At 72.7% G+C, this 16,637-nt stretch carries 19 protein-coding genes and 1 pseudogene; 9 read left to right on the top strand and 11 right to left on the bottom strand.

The window, feature by feature from the left end; translation table 11 throughout:
- The 6 genes and pseudogenes from ACZ61C_RS25920 to ACZ61C_RS25945 form a co-directional block, all read right to left on the bottom strand.
- Window positions 1-698, bottom strand: a pseudogene (locus ACZ61C_RS25920) (asparaginase); the annotation flags it as partial.
- A 9-nt stretch (window positions 699-707) separates the two neighbouring features.
- Complete coding sequence (locus tag ACZ61C_RS25925) at window positions 708-1,532, bottom strand: class I SAM-dependent methyltransferase (RefSeq protein WP_465310413.1); 825 nt, start codon at window positions 1,530-1,532, stop codon at window positions 708-710.
- Window positions 1,529-1,909, bottom strand: a complete 381-nt coding sequence (locus tag ACZ61C_RS25930) for a VOC family protein (RefSeq protein ID WP_465310414.1) — start codon at window positions 1,907-1,909, stop codon at window positions 1,529-1,531. Before ACZ61C_RS25930 ends, ACZ61C_RS25925 begins: the two co-directional genes overlap by 4 nt.
- A 54-nt stretch (window positions 1,910-1,963) precedes the next feature.
- A complete protein-coding gene (locus tag ACZ61C_RS25935; protein ID WP_465310415.1) occupies window positions 1,964-2,704 on the bottom strand; it encodes an FAD:protein FMN transferase in 741 nt (246 codons plus the stop codon).
- Window positions 2,701-3,153: an FMN-binding protein gene (locus tag ACZ61C_RS25940; RefSeq protein WP_465310416.1), complete on the bottom strand. Its 453-nt coding sequence runs from the start codon at window positions 3,151-3,153 to the stop codon at window positions 2,701-2,703. Before ACZ61C_RS25940 ends, ACZ61C_RS25935 begins: the two co-directional genes overlap by 4 nt.
- 66 nt (window positions 3,154-3,219) lie before the next feature.
- The gene (locus tag ACZ61C_RS25945) at window positions 3,220-4,566 is read right to left on the bottom strand and encodes a ferredoxin reductase family protein (protein WP_465310728.1); all 1,347 of its coding nucleotides are present in this window, start codon (window positions 4,564-4,566) and stop codon (window positions 3,220-3,222) included.
- Between the two features lie 147 nt (window positions 4,567-4,713).
- On the opposite strand from ACZ61C_RS25945, the gene ACZ61C_RS25950 reads away from it, so the two are divergent.
- Window positions 4,714-5,430 (top strand): response regulator transcription factor, encoded by a 717-nt coding sequence (locus tag ACZ61C_RS25950; RefSeq protein WP_465310729.1) that lies wholly within the window; start codon window positions 4,714-4,716, stop codon window positions 5,428-5,430.
- Complete coding sequence (locus ACZ61C_RS25955) at window positions 5,427-6,848, top strand: sensor histidine kinase (RefSeq protein ID WP_465310417.1); 1,422 nt, start codon at window positions 5,427-5,429, stop codon at window positions 6,846-6,848. Before ACZ61C_RS25950 ends, ACZ61C_RS25955 begins: the two co-directional genes overlap by 4 nt.
- Here the strand turns inward: ACZ61C_RS25955 and ACZ61C_RS25960 are convergent.
- Both ACZ61C_RS25960 and ACZ61C_RS25965 read right to left on the bottom strand, forming a co-directional pair.
- On the bottom strand, window positions 6,826-7,428 hold the full coding sequence (locus ACZ61C_RS25960; RefSeq protein WP_465310418.1) for a dihydrofolate reductase family protein: 603 nt from the start codon (window positions 7,426-7,428) through the stop codon (window positions 6,826-6,828). The genes ACZ61C_RS25955 and ACZ61C_RS25960 overlap by 23 nt on opposite strands.
- A 67-nt stretch (window positions 7,429-7,495) precedes the next feature.
- Window positions 7,496-8,140 carry a pyridoxamine 5'-phosphate oxidase family protein gene (locus tag ACZ61C_RS25965; protein WP_465310419.1) on the bottom strand — a complete coding sequence of 215 codons (645 nt, stop codon included), beginning with the start codon at window positions 8,138-8,140 and terminating at the stop codon, window positions 7,496-7,498.
- Window positions 8,141-8,220: 80 nt separating this feature from the next.
- Here ACZ61C_RS25965 and pdxR point away from each other — a divergent pair, with 80 nt between their 5' ends.
- Window positions 8,221-9,591, top strand: a complete 1,371-nt coding sequence (gene pdxR, locus ACZ61C_RS25970) for a MocR-like pyridoxine biosynthesis transcription factor PdxR (RefSeq protein WP_465310420.1) — start codon at window positions 8,221-8,223, stop codon at window positions 9,589-9,591.
- 139 nt (window positions 9,592-9,730) lie between these two features.
- Window positions 9,731-10,825, top strand: a complete 1,095-nt coding sequence (locus tag ACZ61C_RS25975) for a D-alanine--D-alanine ligase family protein (RefSeq protein WP_465310421.1) — start codon at window positions 9,731-9,733, stop codon at window positions 10,823-10,825.
- A gap of 3 nt (window positions 10,826-10,828) precedes the next feature.
- On the opposite strand, the gene ACZ61C_RS25980 is transcribed toward ACZ61C_RS25975, so the two are convergent.
- Together ACZ61C_RS25980 and ACZ61C_RS25985 are read right to left on the bottom strand one after the other, a co-directional pair.
- Entirely contained in the window at window positions 10,829-11,365 is a 537-nt protein-coding gene (locus tag ACZ61C_RS25980; RefSeq protein ID WP_465310422.1) for a DUF3515 domain-containing protein, read from the bottom strand.
- A gap of 68 nt (window positions 11,366-11,433) precedes the next feature.
- A complete protein-coding gene (locus ACZ61C_RS25985) occupies window positions 11,434-11,667 on the bottom strand; it encodes an Lrp/AsnC family transcriptional regulator (RefSeq protein ID WP_125306405.1) in 234 nt (77 codons plus the stop codon).
- A 125-nt stretch (window positions 11,668-11,792) separates the two neighbouring features.
- Here ACZ61C_RS25985 and ACZ61C_RS25990 point away from each other — a divergent pair, with 125 nt between their 5' ends.
- Together ACZ61C_RS25990 and ACZ61C_RS25995 are read left to right on the top strand one after the other, a co-directional pair.
- Complete coding sequence (locus ACZ61C_RS25990) at window positions 11,793-12,749, top strand: thiamine-phosphate kinase (RefSeq protein ID WP_465310423.1); 957 nt, start codon at window positions 11,793-11,795, stop codon at window positions 12,747-12,749.
- Window positions 12,750-12,765: 16 nt separating this feature from the next.
- The gene (locus ACZ61C_RS25995) at window positions 12,766-13,245 is read left to right on the top strand and encodes a GNAT family N-acetyltransferase (protein WP_465310424.1); all 480 of its coding nucleotides are present in this window, start codon (window positions 12,766-12,768) and stop codon (window positions 13,243-13,245) included.
- Here ACZ61C_RS25995 and ACZ61C_RS26000 read toward each other — a convergent pair.
- Window positions 13,232-14,386 (bottom strand): glycoside hydrolase family 27 protein, encoded by a 1,155-nt coding sequence (locus ACZ61C_RS26000; protein ID WP_465310425.1) that lies wholly within the window; start codon window positions 14,384-14,386, stop codon window positions 13,232-13,234. The genes ACZ61C_RS25995 and ACZ61C_RS26000 overlap by 14 nt on opposite strands.
- Before the next feature lie 92 nt (window positions 14,387-14,478).
- Here ACZ61C_RS26000 and ACZ61C_RS26005 point away from each other — a divergent pair, with 92 nt between their 5' ends.
- The 3 genes from ACZ61C_RS26005 (at window position 14,479) to ACZ61C_RS26015 (ending at window position 16,552) form a co-directional block, all read left to right on the top strand.
- On the top strand, window positions 14,479-15,009 hold the full coding sequence (locus ACZ61C_RS26005; protein ID WP_465310426.1) for a gamma carbonic anhydrase family protein: 531 nt from the start codon (window positions 14,479-14,481) through the stop codon (window positions 15,007-15,009).
- A gap of 30 nt (window positions 15,010-15,039) precedes the next feature.
- On the top strand, window positions 15,040-15,717 hold the full coding sequence (locus ACZ61C_RS26010; protein WP_465310427.1) for a uracil-DNA glycosylase: 678 nt from the start codon (window positions 15,040-15,042) through the stop codon (window positions 15,715-15,717).
- 64 nt (window positions 15,718-15,781) lie between these two features.
- Window positions 15,782-16,552 carry an alpha/beta fold hydrolase gene (locus ACZ61C_RS26015; RefSeq protein ID WP_465310428.1) on the top strand — a complete coding sequence of 257 codons (771 nt, stop codon included), beginning with the start codon at window positions 15,782-15,784 and terminating at the stop codon, window positions 16,550-16,552.
- Window positions 16,553-16,637 lie beyond the last annotated feature (85 nt).

Here is a 16,637-nt window from a genome sequence, read left to right on the forward strand (position 1 = left end):
CGTACCACCACCCCGCTCCCTTTTGGTGACACCGCCGAAAGCTACGCCCCCGGGGCGGGCTCGTCACCCCGCGCCCCAACCGGGGGGGGGGGGGGGGGGGGGCCCCCCCCGCCCCCCCCCCCCCCCCGCGGCGGGGAGGGATGGAAATAGTGCACCGCGTGCTCGACCACCATGCCGAGCGGGCCCGCCGGCGCCGACGAGAACGCGTCCAGGTGGCTCGAATGCGCCTTCCGCACCCAGCGCGCCGCGTGCACGTCGTCGTTCAGCGTCACCAGCGCGCCGCGGCCGCGGCTGCGCGGGTCGGCCGCCACCGTCAGGGCGTTGCGCAGGTTGGCCGGGCCGTCCGGGCTGAGCAGGCCCGCGTGGCGCATCGCGCCGGTGACCACCACCGGGATCTCCGACGGCCAGCGCAGGTCCAGGAAGTACGCCGTCTCCTCGAGCGTGTCCGTGCCCTGCACCACGACGAACCCGTCCGCCCCCTGCTGGAGCCCCCAGTCGGCGCACCGCTGCAGCGTCGCGAAGTCCAGCGACGCGCTGCCGACGCCCGCCAGGGTCTCGGCCAGCACGTCCATCGGCAGGTCGCCGAGACCGCCGAGCAGGTCGGCCGCGCCGAGGCGCGGGACCGCGCCGCCCGCTTCGCCGGTGTCCGGGGCCATCGAAATGGTGCCGCCCAGCGTGGCGACCGCGATCAAGGGCATGCCGCCACCTTAGGCAGCCTTGACCGCCTGGAGCGTGTAGCTCGCGGCCACGCGCGACGGCTGGTCCTTCAACCGCCACTCGTTGCCGGTCTCGTCGACCTCCATCTGGCCGGGGATCGCGTTCCACGGCACGCTGTCGTGCTCGGTGAACGCCGTCAGCGTCAGGCCCTGGTCCAGCAGTGCCGTGATGATCTCGCCCAGCGAGTGGTTCCACGAGTGGCTGACGCTGTGGGTCAGCGGCCGTTCGGTCTCGACGTAGGACTCCGGTTCGTCGAACACCAGCGGTTCGGCGTGCTCGAAGTACGGGTACCGCGGCCAGGCCGGGTCGGCCGTCTCGTCCAGCGTCAACAGCATCGGGTGTCCTTCGCGGACGAACAGCCGCCCGCCCGGGCGCAGCAGGCCCGCGACCACCTCGGCCCAGCGAGCCGCCGACGGCAGCCAGCACAGCGCGCCGACCCCGGTGTAGACCAGGTCGAACGCACCCGCTCCCAGCACCGAGACGGCGTCGTAGACGTTCGCCTCGTGGAAGTCGATTTCCGCGCCCGCCGCCTTCGCCAGCCGCGCCGCTTCGGTCAGCGCCGGGCCCGAGAAGTCCAAACCGGACATCCGCGCGCCCAGCCGGGCGAGCGACACCGTGTCCGTGCCGATGTGGCACTGCAGGTGCACCCCGCGCAGGCCGCCGATGTCGCCCAGCCGCGGCCGGTCGAAGCGCACCACGGGACTGAGGAACGCCGGATCCGCGGTGAGCTCGGCGAACCGGTAGTCCGGCGACGCCGCGTGGAGCACCGCGCGCTCGTCCCAGTTCGCTTTGTTGACCGCGAACGAGTCCGTCACGACGTCGCCACGCGCTCGGCCGCGCTGCGCAGCACGCAGAACTCGTTGCCCTCCGGGTCGGCGAGCACGGCCCAGCCGGTGCCGTCGGGGTTGCGCCGGTCGTGCACCAGAGTGGCGCCCAGGCCGATCAGCCGGCCGACCTCCTCGTCGCGCGGGTCGTCCGGCTGCAGGCACAGGTGGAGCCGGTTCTTCACCGTCTTCGGCTCCGGCACCTTCAGGAACAGCAGGTCGATCCCGCCTTCGAGCTCGATGCCGACCTCGTCGTCACCGGGCTGGTCTTCGTCGGGAATCGGTTTCCCGGTGACCTGGCTCCAGAACTGGCAGAGGGTGTAGGGATCGGCGCAGTCGACGGACACGTGCAACACGGCGGAAGGCATGCCCCGAGTCTGGCCGAGCGCCGGCGCGGAGGCGACCGGTTTTGGGCGACGCCGTCAGGAAGCCAGGGCGAGTCCCGCCGTCCGGTGCACGCGCCGGCTGTCGTCGACGATGAGGATCTCGCAGTCCGGCCGGTCGGCCGCCCACGTGATGCCCTCGGCGCCCATCGCGAACGCCGCGGTGGCCAGCGCGTCGGCGGTGACCAGGTCCCCGGCCACGACCGTGACGCTCATCAGCCCGGTCGCGGGGGCGCCCGAACGGCCGTCGAGGATGTGCGAACCGCGCTCGTAGGCGGCCGACGTCGCGATCGCCCCGTTGCGCGACTCCAGCACCGCGCACACGGCGAGGGGCTGCTCGGGGTGGCGCACGCCGACCCGCCACGGGCGGCCGGGTTCCGGCTCGCCCGCGGTGACGACGTCGCCGCCGGCGTTGAGGCAGAACGTCGTCGCGCCCTCGGCCTTGAGCAGGTCGGCGGCGCGCTGCACCGCCCAGCCCTTCACCACCGCGCACGGGTCGAGGCCGCGGCCGGGCAGCCGCGCGCGGAACGCGCCGCCGGAGAGCTGCTCGTAGTACGCGCAGAGCTCCAGCACCTCCAGGAGGTCGTCGCTCAGCTCGGCCGCCGTCAGCTCGCCGCGGTCGTACCGGCTGACCTCGCTGTCCTCCTTGAACGGGGAGAACCGCGCGTCGACGTCGCGGAACCAGGCGAAGACCTCGTCCACGACCTCGGTGAAGTCGTCTTCGTCCCGCAGGTCGAGCGAGATCGGCAGGCCCATCACCTGGTCGACGCGGACGGTCATCTGCTGCCTCTCGCGTCGATGGCGGCCTGCAGCGACGTCTTGTACGACTCGCTGGTCTCGGTCGCGCCCGTGATCGTGTCGATGCCGGCCCCCTGCGCCTGGATCGCCTCGTCCTGCAGGCGCGGCAGGGCGGTGAGTGCGCGGCCGCTGTCCGGCGCCTGCAGCAGGGTGATCGCGACGAGCCGGGAACCGGTGAACGTCACCTGGACCTGCACGGTGCCGTAGCTGCTGGACTCCGGGGTGCCCTGGGTGGTGACCGTCGCGTTTGCACTGTCCGAAGTGGACTTCGTGGTGCCGGTCGACGGCGGCGGGGCCGATATGGACGGTGCGCTGACGCTCGGTGGCGGCGCCTGCGCGACAGCCGTGCTGCGCAACGGTTCCGGCTCGAACCGCCAGACCGCGATGAACCCCGCGATCGAGAGCGCGACGACGAAGATGGTCTTCTTCACAGCGTCCCAGTCCTTTCTCGGGGCTGCGCCCCGAACCCCGCGGGGGCAAGCCCCCGAACCCCCGGGTCAAGCCGCGAGGCTGAAACGTTCGGCGTGGACCTGGCGGTTCGGCACCCGCAGCTCCCGGAGGCTGCGCAGCACGGCCGAGGTCATCCCCGGCGGGCCGCAGACGAACACGTCGCGCTCGTGCACGTCCGGCACCATCATGTGCAGGTTCGCCGGGCCGAGCATCGTGCCGCGCGGGCCGACCGCCTGGTCGGGTCCGGTGAGGACGCTCACCATCGCGCCGCGGGCCTTGGCCAGCGCGTTCAGCTCGGGCAGCAGCACCGCGTCGGCCTGGGTGCGCACCCGGTACAGCACGACGACGTGGCCTTCGATGTCCTCCAGCAGCGCGCGGATCGGCGTGATGCCGACCCCGCCGGCCACGAGCAGCGCGTCGGGCCGCTGCTGGTGGATCGTCGTGAAAGCGCCGTACGGGCCTTCGGCGAACACCCGCGTCCCGACCCGCAGGGAGCGCAGCGACGCGCTGGAGTCGCCGAGCGCCTTCGCGGTCAGGCGCAGCGTGCGGCCGTCGGGCGCGGCGGACAGCGAAAAGGGGTTGGCCTGCCACCAGCGGTCCTTCGTGAGGAACCGCCACAGGAAGAACTGGCCCGCCTTGGCCGGCATCTTGTCCAGGTGCTTCCCGGTCATGTACACCGAAACGACGTCGGGGGCTTCGGAAACCACCGCGGTGACCCGCAGCTGGTGGCGCACGTTCCGCCACAGCGGCAGCACGACGCGCCCGGCGAGCACGGCGGCGCCGGCGCCGAGCCAGAGCGCCCACCAGTACGCCTTCGCGGCGGGGGAGCTGGTGAAGGTCTGGCCGAGCGCGACCTGGTGGCTGAACGCCAGGAACACCGCGGCGTAGGTGTAGAGGTGGACGAAGTGCCAGGTTTCGTAGGCCATCCGCTTGCGCGCGAACTTCGCCGAAGCCGCGCCCACGACGAGGATCACGGCGAAGGCGACCAGCGCCCGCAGGATCCCCTCGAGCCGGTTGGCCATCTCCACGAGCTCGTCGACGACGCCGCTGCTCTCGACCTCCGCGTAGCCGAAGGTGATGAACACCAGGTGCGCCAGCAGGGTCCACAGGATCGTGAAGCCGGTCCAGCGGTGCCACGAGGTGAGCCGGTCCATCCCGAGCCGCCGGTCCAGCCAGGGCAGCCGGGCCACGAGCAGCAGCTGGAACGCCATGGCCAGTGCGCCGTACAGCCCGGCCAGCCTGCCGATCGTGATCAGCACGTTGTCCGAGAGCCCGGCCTCGGTGAAGAGGACCGTGACGGCGGCCACGTTGGCGCCCAGGAAAAGGAAGAGGCCGGATTTCGCGGCGATCCGGGGGCGGATCGCCGGGCGCGTGGCCTCGGCGGTCTGCGTCATGCTGGTCACACGGATCCCCCTTCGGTTCGGTTCACGAAGGCCAGCCTCGCCAGGCAGCCTGTGGCGAGTCTGGGTACCGGCTGTCGGGTTCCTGTCGGCCCCGGCCACCGGTCGCCGGGGACTCGGCCGCCGGGAGAAGATGGGGTGGTGCAGCCGACCGAACCCGTGCGCCTGCTCGTCGTCGACGACGAGCCGCACATCGCCGACCTCGTCGCCACCGTCGCCCGGTACGAGGGCTGGCAGGCGGTCACGGCCGGGTCCGGCAAGGCCGCGCTGAGCCGGGCCGCGGAGTTCGCGCCGGACATCGTCGTGCTCGACCTGATGCTGCCCGACCTGGACGGCTTCACCGTGCTCGACCGGCTCCGGGAGAACGGCACCGCGGTGCCGGTGGTGTTCCTCACGGCGAAGGACGCGACGGCCGACCGGATCGCCGGGCTCACCCGCGGGGGTGACGACTACCTGGTGAAACCGTTTTCCGTCGAGGAGCTGATGGCGCGGCTGCGCGCGGTCCTGCGGCGCAGCACCGGGGCCGCGCACCAGCCCGCCGCGCGCGGCGCGGTGCTGAAGGTCGGGGACCTGACGCTCGACGAGGACACCCGCGAGGTCCGCCGCGGCGAGCAGCCGCCCGCCGAGCTGACCCCGACCGAGTACGAGCTGCTGCGCTACCTCATGCGCCGCTCGCCGTCGGTGCTCACCAAGGCGCAGATCCTCGACCACGTCTGGGAGTACGACTTCGGCGGCCGGTCCAATGTGGTCGAGCTGGTCATCTCGCACCTGCGCCGCAAGGTCGACGCGGGCGCGGGTGAGCCGCTGATCCACACCGTGCGCGGCGTCGGGTACGTCGTGCGCCAGGTCAACCGGTGAGGGGCTTCTTCCGCCGGTGGTACGGGGCCTGGCAGCGCACCCGGCTCGGCACCCGCATCACGCTCGGCCTCGGTGCGCTCGCGCTGGTGGTGTTCGCCGTCGTCGGCGTCACCACGGTCGGGATCATGCACGGCTACCTCGACCGGCGGCTCGACGAGCAGCTGTCCAAGAGCCAGAACACCCAGGTGCCGCTGCTGCGCGAGACGCACGGCTCCCCGCAGTCGGTCTACTCCTGGTACTCCGCGCTCTACCACGTGCGGGAAGGCGTCGCGACGCCCGAGCCGGGCGGCAAGCTGCCCCAGGACACCAAGCAGCTGGCGAAGATCGCCGTCGACGCGCTCGGCGGCGACGTCACCCGGAACATCTACCTGCACGACGACGGCCCGTACCGGGTGCGCGCCTGCCCCGTCGACACCGATTCGGTGCTGTTGAGCGCCGCGCCGCAGCAGGACCTGAACGGGACCGTGCAGCAGCTGATCTGGGTCGAGGCCGGCGCGTTCGCGTTCGCGCTGGCCGTGCTGCTGGTCGTCGGCCGGCTGGTGCTGCGCCGCGGCCTGCGCCCGCTGGCCGACATGGCGGGCACCGCGCACGACATCGCCTCCCACGACCTCACCGCGAACCCCGACCTGCCGGTGCGCGCGGCCGGCACCGGCGGCGGCGCGGAGGTCGACGAGCTGCGCACGGCGTTCAACGTGATGCTCGCGCACATCGACACGTCCCTGGCGGCGAAGACCGAGGCGAACGAGCGGCTGCGCCGGTTCGTCGCCGACGCGTCCCACGAGCTGCGCACCCCGCTGACGTCGATCCGCGGGTACGCCGACCTCTTCCGCTACGCCGCGGCGAACGAACCCGAGGAGCGGGAAGCGCACCTGGCGAAGATCCGCGAGGAGACGGCGCGGATGACCGTGCTCGTCGACGACCTCCTGCTGCTGGCCCGGCTCGACGCGCGGGCCGCCGAAACGCCGTTGCGGCCCGAGCGCGTCGACCTGGCCGAGCTGGCCGGCGACGCGGCGGACGCGTTCACCGCGGGCCGGCCCGGCCACCCGCTGACGACGTCGGCCGAAGCCGCGGTCGTGGACGCCGACCCGGTGCGGCTGCGGCAGGTGCTCGACAACCTGCTGGCCAACGCGGCCGTGCACACCCCGCCCGGCACCGCCGTGCACCTCTCGGTGACGGCGTCGGGCTCCGAAGCCGTCGTCCGGGTGACCGACGCCGGCCCGGGCATCGGCCCGGCCGACCAGGAGCGGATCTTCGACCGCTTCTTCCGCGTCGACGACTCCCGCACCCGGGGGAACGGCGGGACGGGACTGGGCCTGTCGGTGGTCCAGTCCTTGGTCACCGCCCACGGCGGCACGGTGTCGGTCGAGTCGGCGCCGGGCCGCACGGTGTTCACGGTCAGGCTTCCGCTCGCCCGCTGATCCGGTCGTAGTAGGCGATGATGACGCCCTTCGTGGTCGTGACGCTGCGGGTGAGCGTGAACTCGGCGACCGGCCCGGCATCGGGGAACAGGCGTGCGCCGCCGCCGAGGGTCAGCGGGTGGATCAGCAGCGCGTAGTGGTCGACCAGCCTGGCGTTGTGCAGGGCGCGCACCAGCGACGCGCTCCCGACGACCGACAGGTCGTGGCCGGGCGTGGCCTTCAGCTCGGCGACCGTCCGGGTCGCGTTTCCCTTCAGCAGCAAGGAGTTCTGCCACGCCCCGGCGTCGTCGAGGGTGGTGGAGGCGACGTACTTGGTGGCGGCGTCCAGGTGTTCGGTGAACGGGTTGCCGTCGGTCCGCCCGGCCCACGCGCCGAGGAAGTCCTGCCAGGTGCGGCGGCCGAAGAGCATGTCGCCGGGCTTGGCCATGCCCGCCGCCATCTCCTCGGCGAGGACGTCGTCCTGGTGGCGGCCGCCCCAGCCGCCGTGGGTGAAGCCGCCGCGGGTGTCCTCGTCGGGGCGGCCGAGGCTCTGCACGACCCCGTCGAGGGTGACGTTCATGGTGACGCTGAGCGCGCGCATCGGGTGTCCTTTCGTCCGTCGGTCACCGCTCATACGAACGGCGGCCCCGCGGATCGACAGGGACGCCTCAGCCGCGTTCGGCGACGTGCCGCGGGGTCGTCCAGCCGGGGGAGAGGTCGGTGGACGGCTCCGGCTCGCCGAAGACCGTCCGGACCGGCAGCACCCCGGCCCACGCGGCGTCCGCGCCGACGTCGTCCGGCTCGTCGTCGGGGCCCTCGGCGCGCAGCTTCACCGACGCTTCGGCCAGGTCGAGGGACAGCACGCTGACCGCCGCGAACTCCTTGGCGTTGACGTCGCGCGCGTGCTCCCACGAGCCGGGCGCGAGGTGGTCGGTGAGGACCTTGAGGCCGTGCATCTTCGCCTCGGCGTCGACGACCGGCTGGGCCTTCCCGAAGATCACCGCGCTGCGGTAGTTCATCGAGTGGTTGTTCACCGAGCGCGCGTAGACGATGCCGTCGAGCAGCGTCACCGTGACGCAGACGTCGAGGTCGCCGGCGGCGCTGCGGAGGCTGGACGCGCCGGTCGAGCCGTGCAGGTAGAGCGTGTCGCCGTCGCGGCCGTAGCCGGTCGGGAGGACCAGCGGCACGCCGTCGCGGACGACGCCGAGGTGGCAGATCAGGCCCTCGTCCAGGACTTCGTAGAGCGTTTCGCGGTCGGTCGCCGCGCGGTTCTTCTTGCGGCCGAGCGTCGTGCGGGGCGTGGTGGAGAGCATGCGACCAGCGTCTCGCGGCTCAGTGGCATCGGAAAATGTCCACTTCTCGTACACTTGGGAAGTCCACTTGAGGAGGTCCCGTGTCCCACGCCGACACCGCGCTCCCGGTCAGCCTCGACCGCTCGGCCGTCACGCCGCTCGCCGTCCAGCTCGCCGACGCGCTGCGCGAGGCCGCCGCGTCCGGGCACCTGCGCGGCGGCGACCGGCTGCCCTCGACCCGCGCGCTGGCCAGCCGGCTCAACGTCAGCCGCACGGTGACGTCGGCGGCGTACGAGCAGCTCCACGCGGAGGGCTGGATCGCCGGGCGGCACGGCTCCGGCACGTACGTGACAACGCCGCCTTCGGTGTCTTCGGCCGAGGTGCCCACCCCCGCCGTCCCGACGCCCGAAGCGGAGATGCCGTCACTGCTCGACCTGGGCCCCGGCACGCCGTGGGCGGACGGGCTGGACCGCGCGGCGTGGCGCCGCGCCTGGCGCGCCGCGGCCGACCCGGACCCGCTCATCCGCGCGCACCGCGCCGGGCTGCCGGAGTACCGCGCGGCCGTGTCGGAGCACCTGCTGCGCCACCGCGGTCTCGCCGCCGGTTCGGTGCTCGCCACGGGCGGGACGACGGCCGCCGTGGTCGAGCTGGCCGCCGCGGTACTGGAGCGCGGGGACCTCGTCGCCGTCGAGGAGCCCGGGTACCAGCGCGCGGTGCAGGCGTTCCTGCGGGCGGGCATGCGAGTGGTCGGCGTCCCGGTGGATCTCGAAGGGTTGCGCCCGGAAGCGATCCCGGCGGGCGCGCGGGCGGTGTACTGCTCGCCGGCGCACCAGTACCCGATGGGCAGCCGGCTGAGCGCGGCGCGGCGGGTTTCGCTGGTCGAGCTGGCGCGGGCGACGTCGATGCTGGTGATCGAGGACGACTACGACGGCGAGCTGCGCTTCGACGTCGCGCCGCTGCCGATGCTGGCCGCGTTGGCGCCCGACGTCGTGGCGCATCTCGGGACGACGTCGAAGATCCTCACGCCGACGCTGGGCGCGGGCTGGATGGTGGCGCCGGAGGCGATCACGTCGGCGGTGCTGGCCTACCGCGACCTGACGGGCACGCGGCCGTCCCCGGCGGGGCAGCGGGTGCTGTACGAGTTCGCCCGCAACGGGGATCTGGGCCGTCACCTGCGGAAACTGCGTCGCGAGATGGCGGAGCGGCGGACGTTGCTGGCGGGCGCGCTGGCGGCGGCTCATGTTCCGGTCCGCGGTGACGACGCGGGGGCGCACCTGGTGGTGCCGTTCGCGTCGGCCGAGGTGGAGACGTCGGTGATCGCCGCTGCCGAGCGGAGGGGTATCCGGTTGGACGGCCTGGCCCGGCACTTCGCGGGGACGCCGACCGCGCATGGCGTGGCGATCGGGTACGCGGGTTGTGCGCGGGACGCGTTGGTGGCGGCCTTGCCGACGTTGGTGTCGCTGCTGCGGTGACTGCCGGCGCCGGGCCCAGCCGTCCCTCGACGTAGCAGACGCGAGACCGCCCGGGCAGGTTGCGCTCACCGCTCGCGGCGGTCCGTCCGGCGCACGGGGCTCGGCTGTTCGCCGAGGTCACCGGGTACGGTGGCTCACCATGAGCGAGAAGATCCGGGTGGCGGTCGTGTTCGGCGGGCGCAGCAGCGAGCACACGATCTCGTGCCTGTCCGCGGGCAGTGTGCTGGGCAACCTCGACCCGGAGCGGTTCGAGGCGGTGCCGGTCGGGATCACCCGCGAAGGCCGCTGGGTGCTCGGCACCGGCGACACCGCCCAGCTCGCCATCCGCGGCCGCGAACTCCCGTCCGTCGACGACGGCAAGGGCCTCGTCCTCGCCGGCGACCCGTCGAGCCGGGGCCTCGTGGCCGTCGAGCCCGGGCGCGAGAGCGAGCTGCTGTCCCAGGTGGACGTCGTCTTCCCGGTGCTGCACGGCGCCTTCGGCGAGGACGGCACCATCCAGGGCCTCCTCGAGCTCGCGGGAATCCCGTACGTCGGCCCCGGCGTGCTGGCCAGCGCGGCCGCCATGGACAAGGAGACGGCGAAGAAACTCCTTGCCGCGGAAGGGCTTCCGGTCGGCACGTTCGCCGCGCTCCGCCGTGACCAGTCCACTTTGGACGACGCGGACCGCGCCCGGCTGGGCCTGCCGGTGTTCGTCAAGCCGTCGCGCGCGGGTTCGTCGGTCGGGATCTCGCGCGTCGCGTCCTGGGCCGACCTGGACCCGGCCGTCGAGCTGGCCCGCGCGACCGACCCGAAGGTCCTCGTCGAGGCGGCGGTCGTCGGCCGCGAGGTCGAGTGCGGTGTCCTCGAGTTCCCGGACGGCCGCGTCGAGGCGTCGCTGCCGGCCGAGATCCGGGTGCTGTCCGAGGACGAGGACGCCTGGTACGACTTCGAAACCAAGTACCTCGGCGACGACGCCGAGCTGGACATCCCGGCCAAGCTCGACGACGCCCTCACCGAGAAGCTCCGCGCGATGGCGGTGGCGGCGTTCCGCGCGCTGGACTGCCAGGGCCTGGCCCGCGTCGACTTCTTCGTCGGCGAGGACGGCGAGCTGACCATCAACGAGGTCAACACGATGCCGGGCTTCACGACGAAGTCGGCCTACCCGAAGATGTGGGAGGTCACCGGCGTGGACTACGCGACGCTGCTGACCACGCTCATCGAGACGGCGGTCGCCCGGGGCACCGGTCTGCGCTGAGCCTCAGGAGAACCGCAGCGGCCTGACCGGCAGCTTCGCCGCCACGGTGTCCGAGATCTGCTGCAGCGGTCCCGTCCCGGCGCTGTCCGGCACGGTCAGCGCCGCGTAGACCTCGCGGTCCACCACGTACCACGTCGACGCGCCGTCGCCCGGGACCTGGAGCCACTGGACCTTGTTCACCAGGCGCAGGGCCGCCGTCGGGGTCAGCTCCGGGGGACGGCCCAGGCCGCAGCGCAGGACCAGCGGCTCCTGGTCACCCCAGGCGACCGTCGCCGGCGGGGCCGGGGAAGCCAGTGAACGGACCTTCAGCGCGGCGCCGTTCGATGTCAGCTCCGTCGGGACCGCGCCCAGCAGCGTCGTGCACGCCGGTGCCCCCGCCTCGGGGGCGGGCACCGGGACGAGCGGCAGCGGGCCGGCCTCCGGCTCCGAAGAGCGGTGGGTCAGCGCGAACACGGCGACGGCGACCGCCAGGGCGACGGCGAGCGCGGCTGCGGTGACGAGCACCACGCGAGGTGGCGCACCGGTGTCGGATTCAGGCACCCGACCACTACACCACTGACGCGGTTTCGGGGGGTCTGGGGGGGTCGGCCCCCCAGGAACGACACTGCTCAGAGATGGACCACCGGGCAGGTCAACGTCCGCGTGATGCCCTCCACGTTCTGCACCTTCGCGACCACGAGCTGGCCCAGCTGGTCGACGCTGTCGGCGGCCGCGCGGACGATCACGTCGTACGGTCCGGTGACATCCTCCGAACTGGTGACACCCGGGATGCTGGAGATCTCGGCCGCCACCGCGGCCGCCTTGCCGACCTCGGTCTGGATGAGGATGTATGCGTGGACCACGGCGCGCCCTTTCGTCGGGATCGGTCGGCTCAAGGTAGGAACGTATCGCCAGCTCACGGAAAAACATAGGGCATCCGACTATCGGTGATCGATCTTTGTCCCGATGGAGAAAGCAGAGGTGACCGGTGTCACCGAACGACGCGACGGTCGCCGAGACCGGCGAGTTCGCGCTCATCCGCGCCGTCACCGAAGGACGGCGCCAGCCACCCGGCACGCTGCTCGGGCCGGGGGACGACGCCGCCGTCGTCGCCGCGCCCGACGGGCGGGTGGTCGCCAGCACCGACGTCCTCGTGCAGGGGGTCCACTTCCGGCTCGACTGGTCGCCGCCCGAGCACGTCGGGCGCAAGGCCGTCGCGGTCAACCTGGCCGACATCGCCGCCATGGGCGCCACCCCGACGTCCGTCCTGGTCGGCCTCGCCTGCCCGCCGGACACCCCGCGCGAGGTCGTCACCGCGCTGGCCGACGGCATGTGGGCCGAGGCCGAGCGCGCCGGCATCGGCGTCTCCGGGGGTGACATGGTCCGCGCCGACCAGCTCGTGATCAGCGTCACGGCGCTCGGCGACCTGGGCGACCGCGAGCCGGTGACGCGCTCGGGCGCCCGGCCCGGCGACGTCCTCGCGGTCTGCGGGCGGCTCGGCTGGGCCGCGGCCGGTCTGGCCGTGCTCGGCCGCGGGTTCCGGTCGCCGGTCGGGGTGGTCAACGCCCAGCGCTGCCCCGAGCCGCCCTACGAGGCCGGTCCCCGTGCGGCGCTGGCCGGCGCCACGGCCATGATCGACGTCTCGGACGGCCTGCTCGCCGACCTGGCGCACATCGGGGAAGCCTCCGGTGTCGGGATCGACGTGCGCACCGCCGACCTCGACGTGCCCGCGCGGCTCACCGAAGTCGGCGCAGCGCTCGGAGCCGACCCGCTGGACTGGGTGCTCACCGGCGGGGAGGATCACGCACTGGTGGCGACGTTCCCGCCGTTCGCCGAGCTCCCCGAAGGCTGGCGCACGATCGGCGTCGTGACGATGGCGGACTCGGGGATCACCGTGGACGGCAAGCCTTTTGCGCGAGAAGCCGGTTGGACGCACTGGCGCTGAACTAAAGTCGGGAGACGTGAGAATCGTTCCGGTCCCCTACGACCATCCCGACGCGGCCAAGCTCATGGCCGCGGTGCAGCAGGTCTACGTCGAGCGCTACGGCGACGAGGACATGACCCCGATGAGCCCGGCGGACTTCGATCCCCCGCAGGGCGTCTTCCTGGTCGGCTACCAGGGCGAGGAGGCGGTCGCCTGCGGCGCCTGGCGCGCCCACGACGGCCCGGCGCCGGACTTCCGGGACGGCGACGCCGAGTTCAAGCGGATGTACGTCGCCGATTCCGCCCGCGGCCGCGGGTTCGCGCGGATGATCCTGTCCGAGCTGGAGCGCACGGCGGCGTTGTGCGGCCGCAAGCGCGCGATCCTGGAAACCGGGACCAAGCAGCCCGAGGCCATCGCGCTGTACACGTCTTCGGGCTACGCCGAAATCCCGAAGTTCGGCGTGTACAAGGGCGAAGAGTCGAGCCGCTGCTACGGCAAGGACCTCACCTCGGTGTGAGCTTCAGCAAGGCCGCCGCGTGCGGGCGCAGGGACGCCGAGACGTCGGTGCCCACATCCTTGTGCGCCCACAGGTCCCGGACGTTCCACGAGCCCGGGACGTCCGCGGACACGGTCGCGGTGGTGGTGCCGGTGTTGAGCAGCACCACCGCGAACCCGCCGCCGGACAGCGGTTTCCCCCAGACCTGGTAGCCCGGCCCCGACGCGAGCCGGCGGCCCTGGCCGCCCGCGAAGTCCTGGTCGACGGCGATCGCCTCGGGGTTGCCCAGCGTTGCGAGGTCGGCGTCGCTCAGCTTCGCCGGGTCGGTCCCCGCGAACAGCGGCGCGTTCAGCACCGCCCAGACGCTGAAGTGCGCGCGGGCCTCGTCCGCGGTGAGAGTGCCGTTGCCGACCTGCAGCATGTCCGGGTCGTTCCAGCCGCCCGGCGCGCCGCTGTGGGTCGCGACGGCGGCCTGCTGGTCGATCGTCGTGAGCACCGAGTCCCAGGTCGCGACCAGGTCGTTCGTCGTCCGCCACAGGTTCGCGACCGGCCTCGCCCAGGTCCACGGGCTCGAGACGCCGTACTCGGAGATCGCGTAGACGATCGGGCGGGGCAGCGCGGCGAGCTCGTCGCGCATCTTCTCGAACGCCGTCTTCCGGTCGAGGCCGTCGACGGTGTCGGCGTTGCACCAGTCGTACTTGAGGTAGTCGACACCCCAGCGGTCGAACGTCTCGGCGTCCTGGCGTTCGTGGCCCAGCGAGCCGATGCCGGCCGCCGGGTAGGCGTCGTTCGCCATCGCGCAGGTCCGGCTGCCTGGCACCGAGTAGATGCCGAAGAGCAGGCCGCGGGAGTGCACGTAGTCGGCGAGGTCGGCGATGCCGTGCGGGAACCGCTTGGGGTCCGCTTGCAGCGAGCCGTCGGCCGCGCGTTTCGGCGCCTGCCAGCAGTCGTCGACGACGACGTAGCGGTAGCCGGCGTCGCGCAGCCCGGTGTCCGCGAGCGCGTCGGCCGCGCGCTTGACGACGTCTTCGGTGAGGTCGTAGCAGCGGACCTGGTTCCAGCTGTTCCAGCCCATCGGCGGGGTCGCGGCCAGGCCGTTCGCCAGGGCGGGCGACGCCGTCGGCAGGCTGAGCACCCAGGTCACCACGACGAGCAGGAGCACGAGGGCGGTGCTCCCGGTACTGGCTTTCCGGTTCGCGGTGATGCCGTGATCCAATCGCACCGCACGTGAAACCGCAGTCACCCGGAGGCGGCATGGCCATTTACGCACTCGGTGAGCTCGAGCCGACGATCCACCCCGACGCCTACGTCCACCCGGATGCGACGGTGATCGGTGACGTCCGCATCGGCGCGTTCGCGTCGGTGTGGCCGCAGACCGTCCTGCGCGGCGACCACGGGTACATCGAGATCGGCGAGCGGTCCAACGTCCAGGACGGCTGTGTCCTGCACTGCACCGAACGGCACCCGACGATCCTCGGGCCGTCGTCGGCGATCGGGCACTCGGTGCACGTCGAGGGCGCGATGATCGGCACCGGCTGCCTGATCGCGTCCGGTTCGGTGGTGCTCAACGGCTCGGTGATCGAGGACGGCGGCATGGTCGGCGCCGGCGCGGTGCTGTCGTACGGGTCACACGTGAAGACCGGGGAGATCGCGCTCGGCGTGCCGGCGAAGACGCGGGAGAACACGTCGTTCAGCGCGGAGAACATCGCCCTCGTCGTCGATTCATACGTGCAGCGGGGGCAGCGGTTCCGCACCGAGCTGCGGCGCCTCGACCCGCGTGGGTGACGCCGGCCACGCCCGGTAGGCTTGCGCGCCGTGACCGCACGACCGCTGCAGGACATCGTCGAGGCAGGCTGGGCCGAGGCCCTCGAACCGGTGGCGCCGCAGGTCGCCGCGATGGGGGAGTTCCTCCGCGCGGAGATCGCCGCGGGCCGGACCTACCTGCCGGCGGGTGAGCACGTGCTGCGGGCGTTCAAGCAGCCGTTCCACGACGTCCGGGTGCTGATCGTCGGCCAGGACCCGTACCCGACGCCGGGGCACGCCGTCGGCCTGAGCTTCTCGGTGGCGCCGGACGTCCGGCCGATCCCGAAGAGCCTGGTCAACATCTACAAGGAGTACGCCGAGGACCTCGGCCACCCGCTGCCGGCCAACGGCGACCTGACGCCGTGGGCCGACCAGGGCGTCCTGCTGCTGAACAGGGCGCTGACGGTGCAGCCGGGCAAGTCGAACTCGCACCAGGGCAAGGGCTGGGAAGACGTCACCGAGCAGGCGATCAAGGCCCTCGCGGCCCGGTCGGAGCCGATGGTCGCGATCTTGTGGGGCCGCAACGCGCGCAACCTGCGCCCGATGCTCGGTGAGGTGCCGTGCATCGAGTCGGCGCACCCGAGCCCGCTCTCGGCGCACAACGGCTTCTTCGGGTCACGGCCGTTCAGCCGGGCCAACCAGCTCCTGGAGCAGCAGGGCGCGGCGCCGGTCGACTGGAAACTCCCGTAGGTTCGGTGTCCGGATCCGCGCGACGGCTCCGACCAGGGGGAAACGAACCCTTTCCGGAGGCATCATGAACGTCACATCGGCGGACGGCACTTCCCTCTTCTTCGAGCAGCGCGGCGCCGGCGCTCCGGTGATCCTGGTCGGCGGCGCCTTCAACGACCGGACGACCGTCGCGGGCCTGGCGGAGGTCCTCGCGACGGACTTCACGACCATCGCGTACGACCGGCGCGGCCGCGGGGACTCCGGCGACGCGTCTTCGTACGCGTTCGAGCGGGAGATCGAGGACATCGCGGCCCTGATCGACCACGTCGGCGGCTCGGCGTCGGTGTTCGGGCACTCGTCGGGCGCCATCCTCGCGCTCGAAGCGGCCGGGGCGGGCCTGGCGATCGAGAAGCTGGTGGCGTACGAGCCGCCGTACGCGACCCCGGAGGAAGACCGGCCCGACGTCCTGGACGAGGTGCGCGCGCAGCTCGCGGCGGGGGACCGTGACGGCGCGGTGGCGACGTTCCTGGTGCTCGCGGGCACCCCGGAGGCGATGCTCGACGGGATCAAGGCGTCCCCGGCGTGGGCCGGGCTGACGGCGCTCGCGCACACGCTCCCGTACGACCTGACGATCTGCGGCCCGGTCGGCCGCCCCCGCCTGGACCACCTGGCCCGCATCACGGCCCCGACGCTGGTGATCGGCGGCGGCGCGAGCCCGGAGCCGCTCAAGGCCGGCGCCCGCGTGGCCGCCGAGGCGATCGCGGGAGCCCGGCACGAGGTCCTGAAGGGGCAGGACCACGGCGTGCTCGCGTTCCCGGAGACCCTCAAGCCGCTCCTGCTGGAGTTCCTGAAGTAAGGCCCCGAGCGCCCCAATGTGGCCTTCGGTGCGTTCAACGCACCGAAGGCCACATTGGGTGTGCTGGAAGCAACCAAGGGCAGCG

It is taken from the genome of Amycolatopsis sp. NPDC104587 (assembly GCF_055583645.1).

Coding starts and splice junctions, on each gene's coding strand:
- ACZ61C_RS26005 (WP_465310426.1), top strand. CDS start 14,479: ATGGCCATTTACGCACTCGGTGAGCTCGAGCCGACGATCCACCCCGAC.
- ACZ61C_RS26015 (WP_465310428.1), top strand. CDS start 15,782: ATGAACGTCACATCGGCGGACGGCACTTCCCTCTTCTTCGAGCAGCGC.
- ACZ61C_RS25975 (WP_465310421.1), top strand. CDS start 9,731: ATGAGCGAGAAGATCCGGGTGGCGGTCGTGTTCGGCGGGCGCAGCAGC.
- ACZ61C_RS25960 (WP_465310418.1), bottom strand. CDS start 7,428: ATGCGCGCGCTCAGCGTCACCATGAACGTCACCCTCGACGGGGTCGTG.
- ACZ61C_RS25930 (WP_465310414.1), bottom strand. CDS start 1,909: ATGCCTTCCGCCGTGTTGCACGTGTCCGTCGACTGCGCCGATCCCTAC.
- ACZ61C_RS25935 (WP_465310415.1), bottom strand. CDS start 2,704: ATGACCGTCCGCGTCGACCAGGTGATGGGCCTGCCGATCTCGCTCGAC.
- ACZ61C_RS25945 (WP_465310728.1), bottom strand. CDS start 4,566: ATGACGCAGACCGCCGAGGCCACGCGCCCGGCGATCCGCCCCCGGATC.
- ACZ61C_RS25965 (WP_465310419.1), bottom strand. CDS start 8,140: ATGCTCTCCACCACGCCCCGCACGACGCTCGGCCGCAAGAAGAACCGC.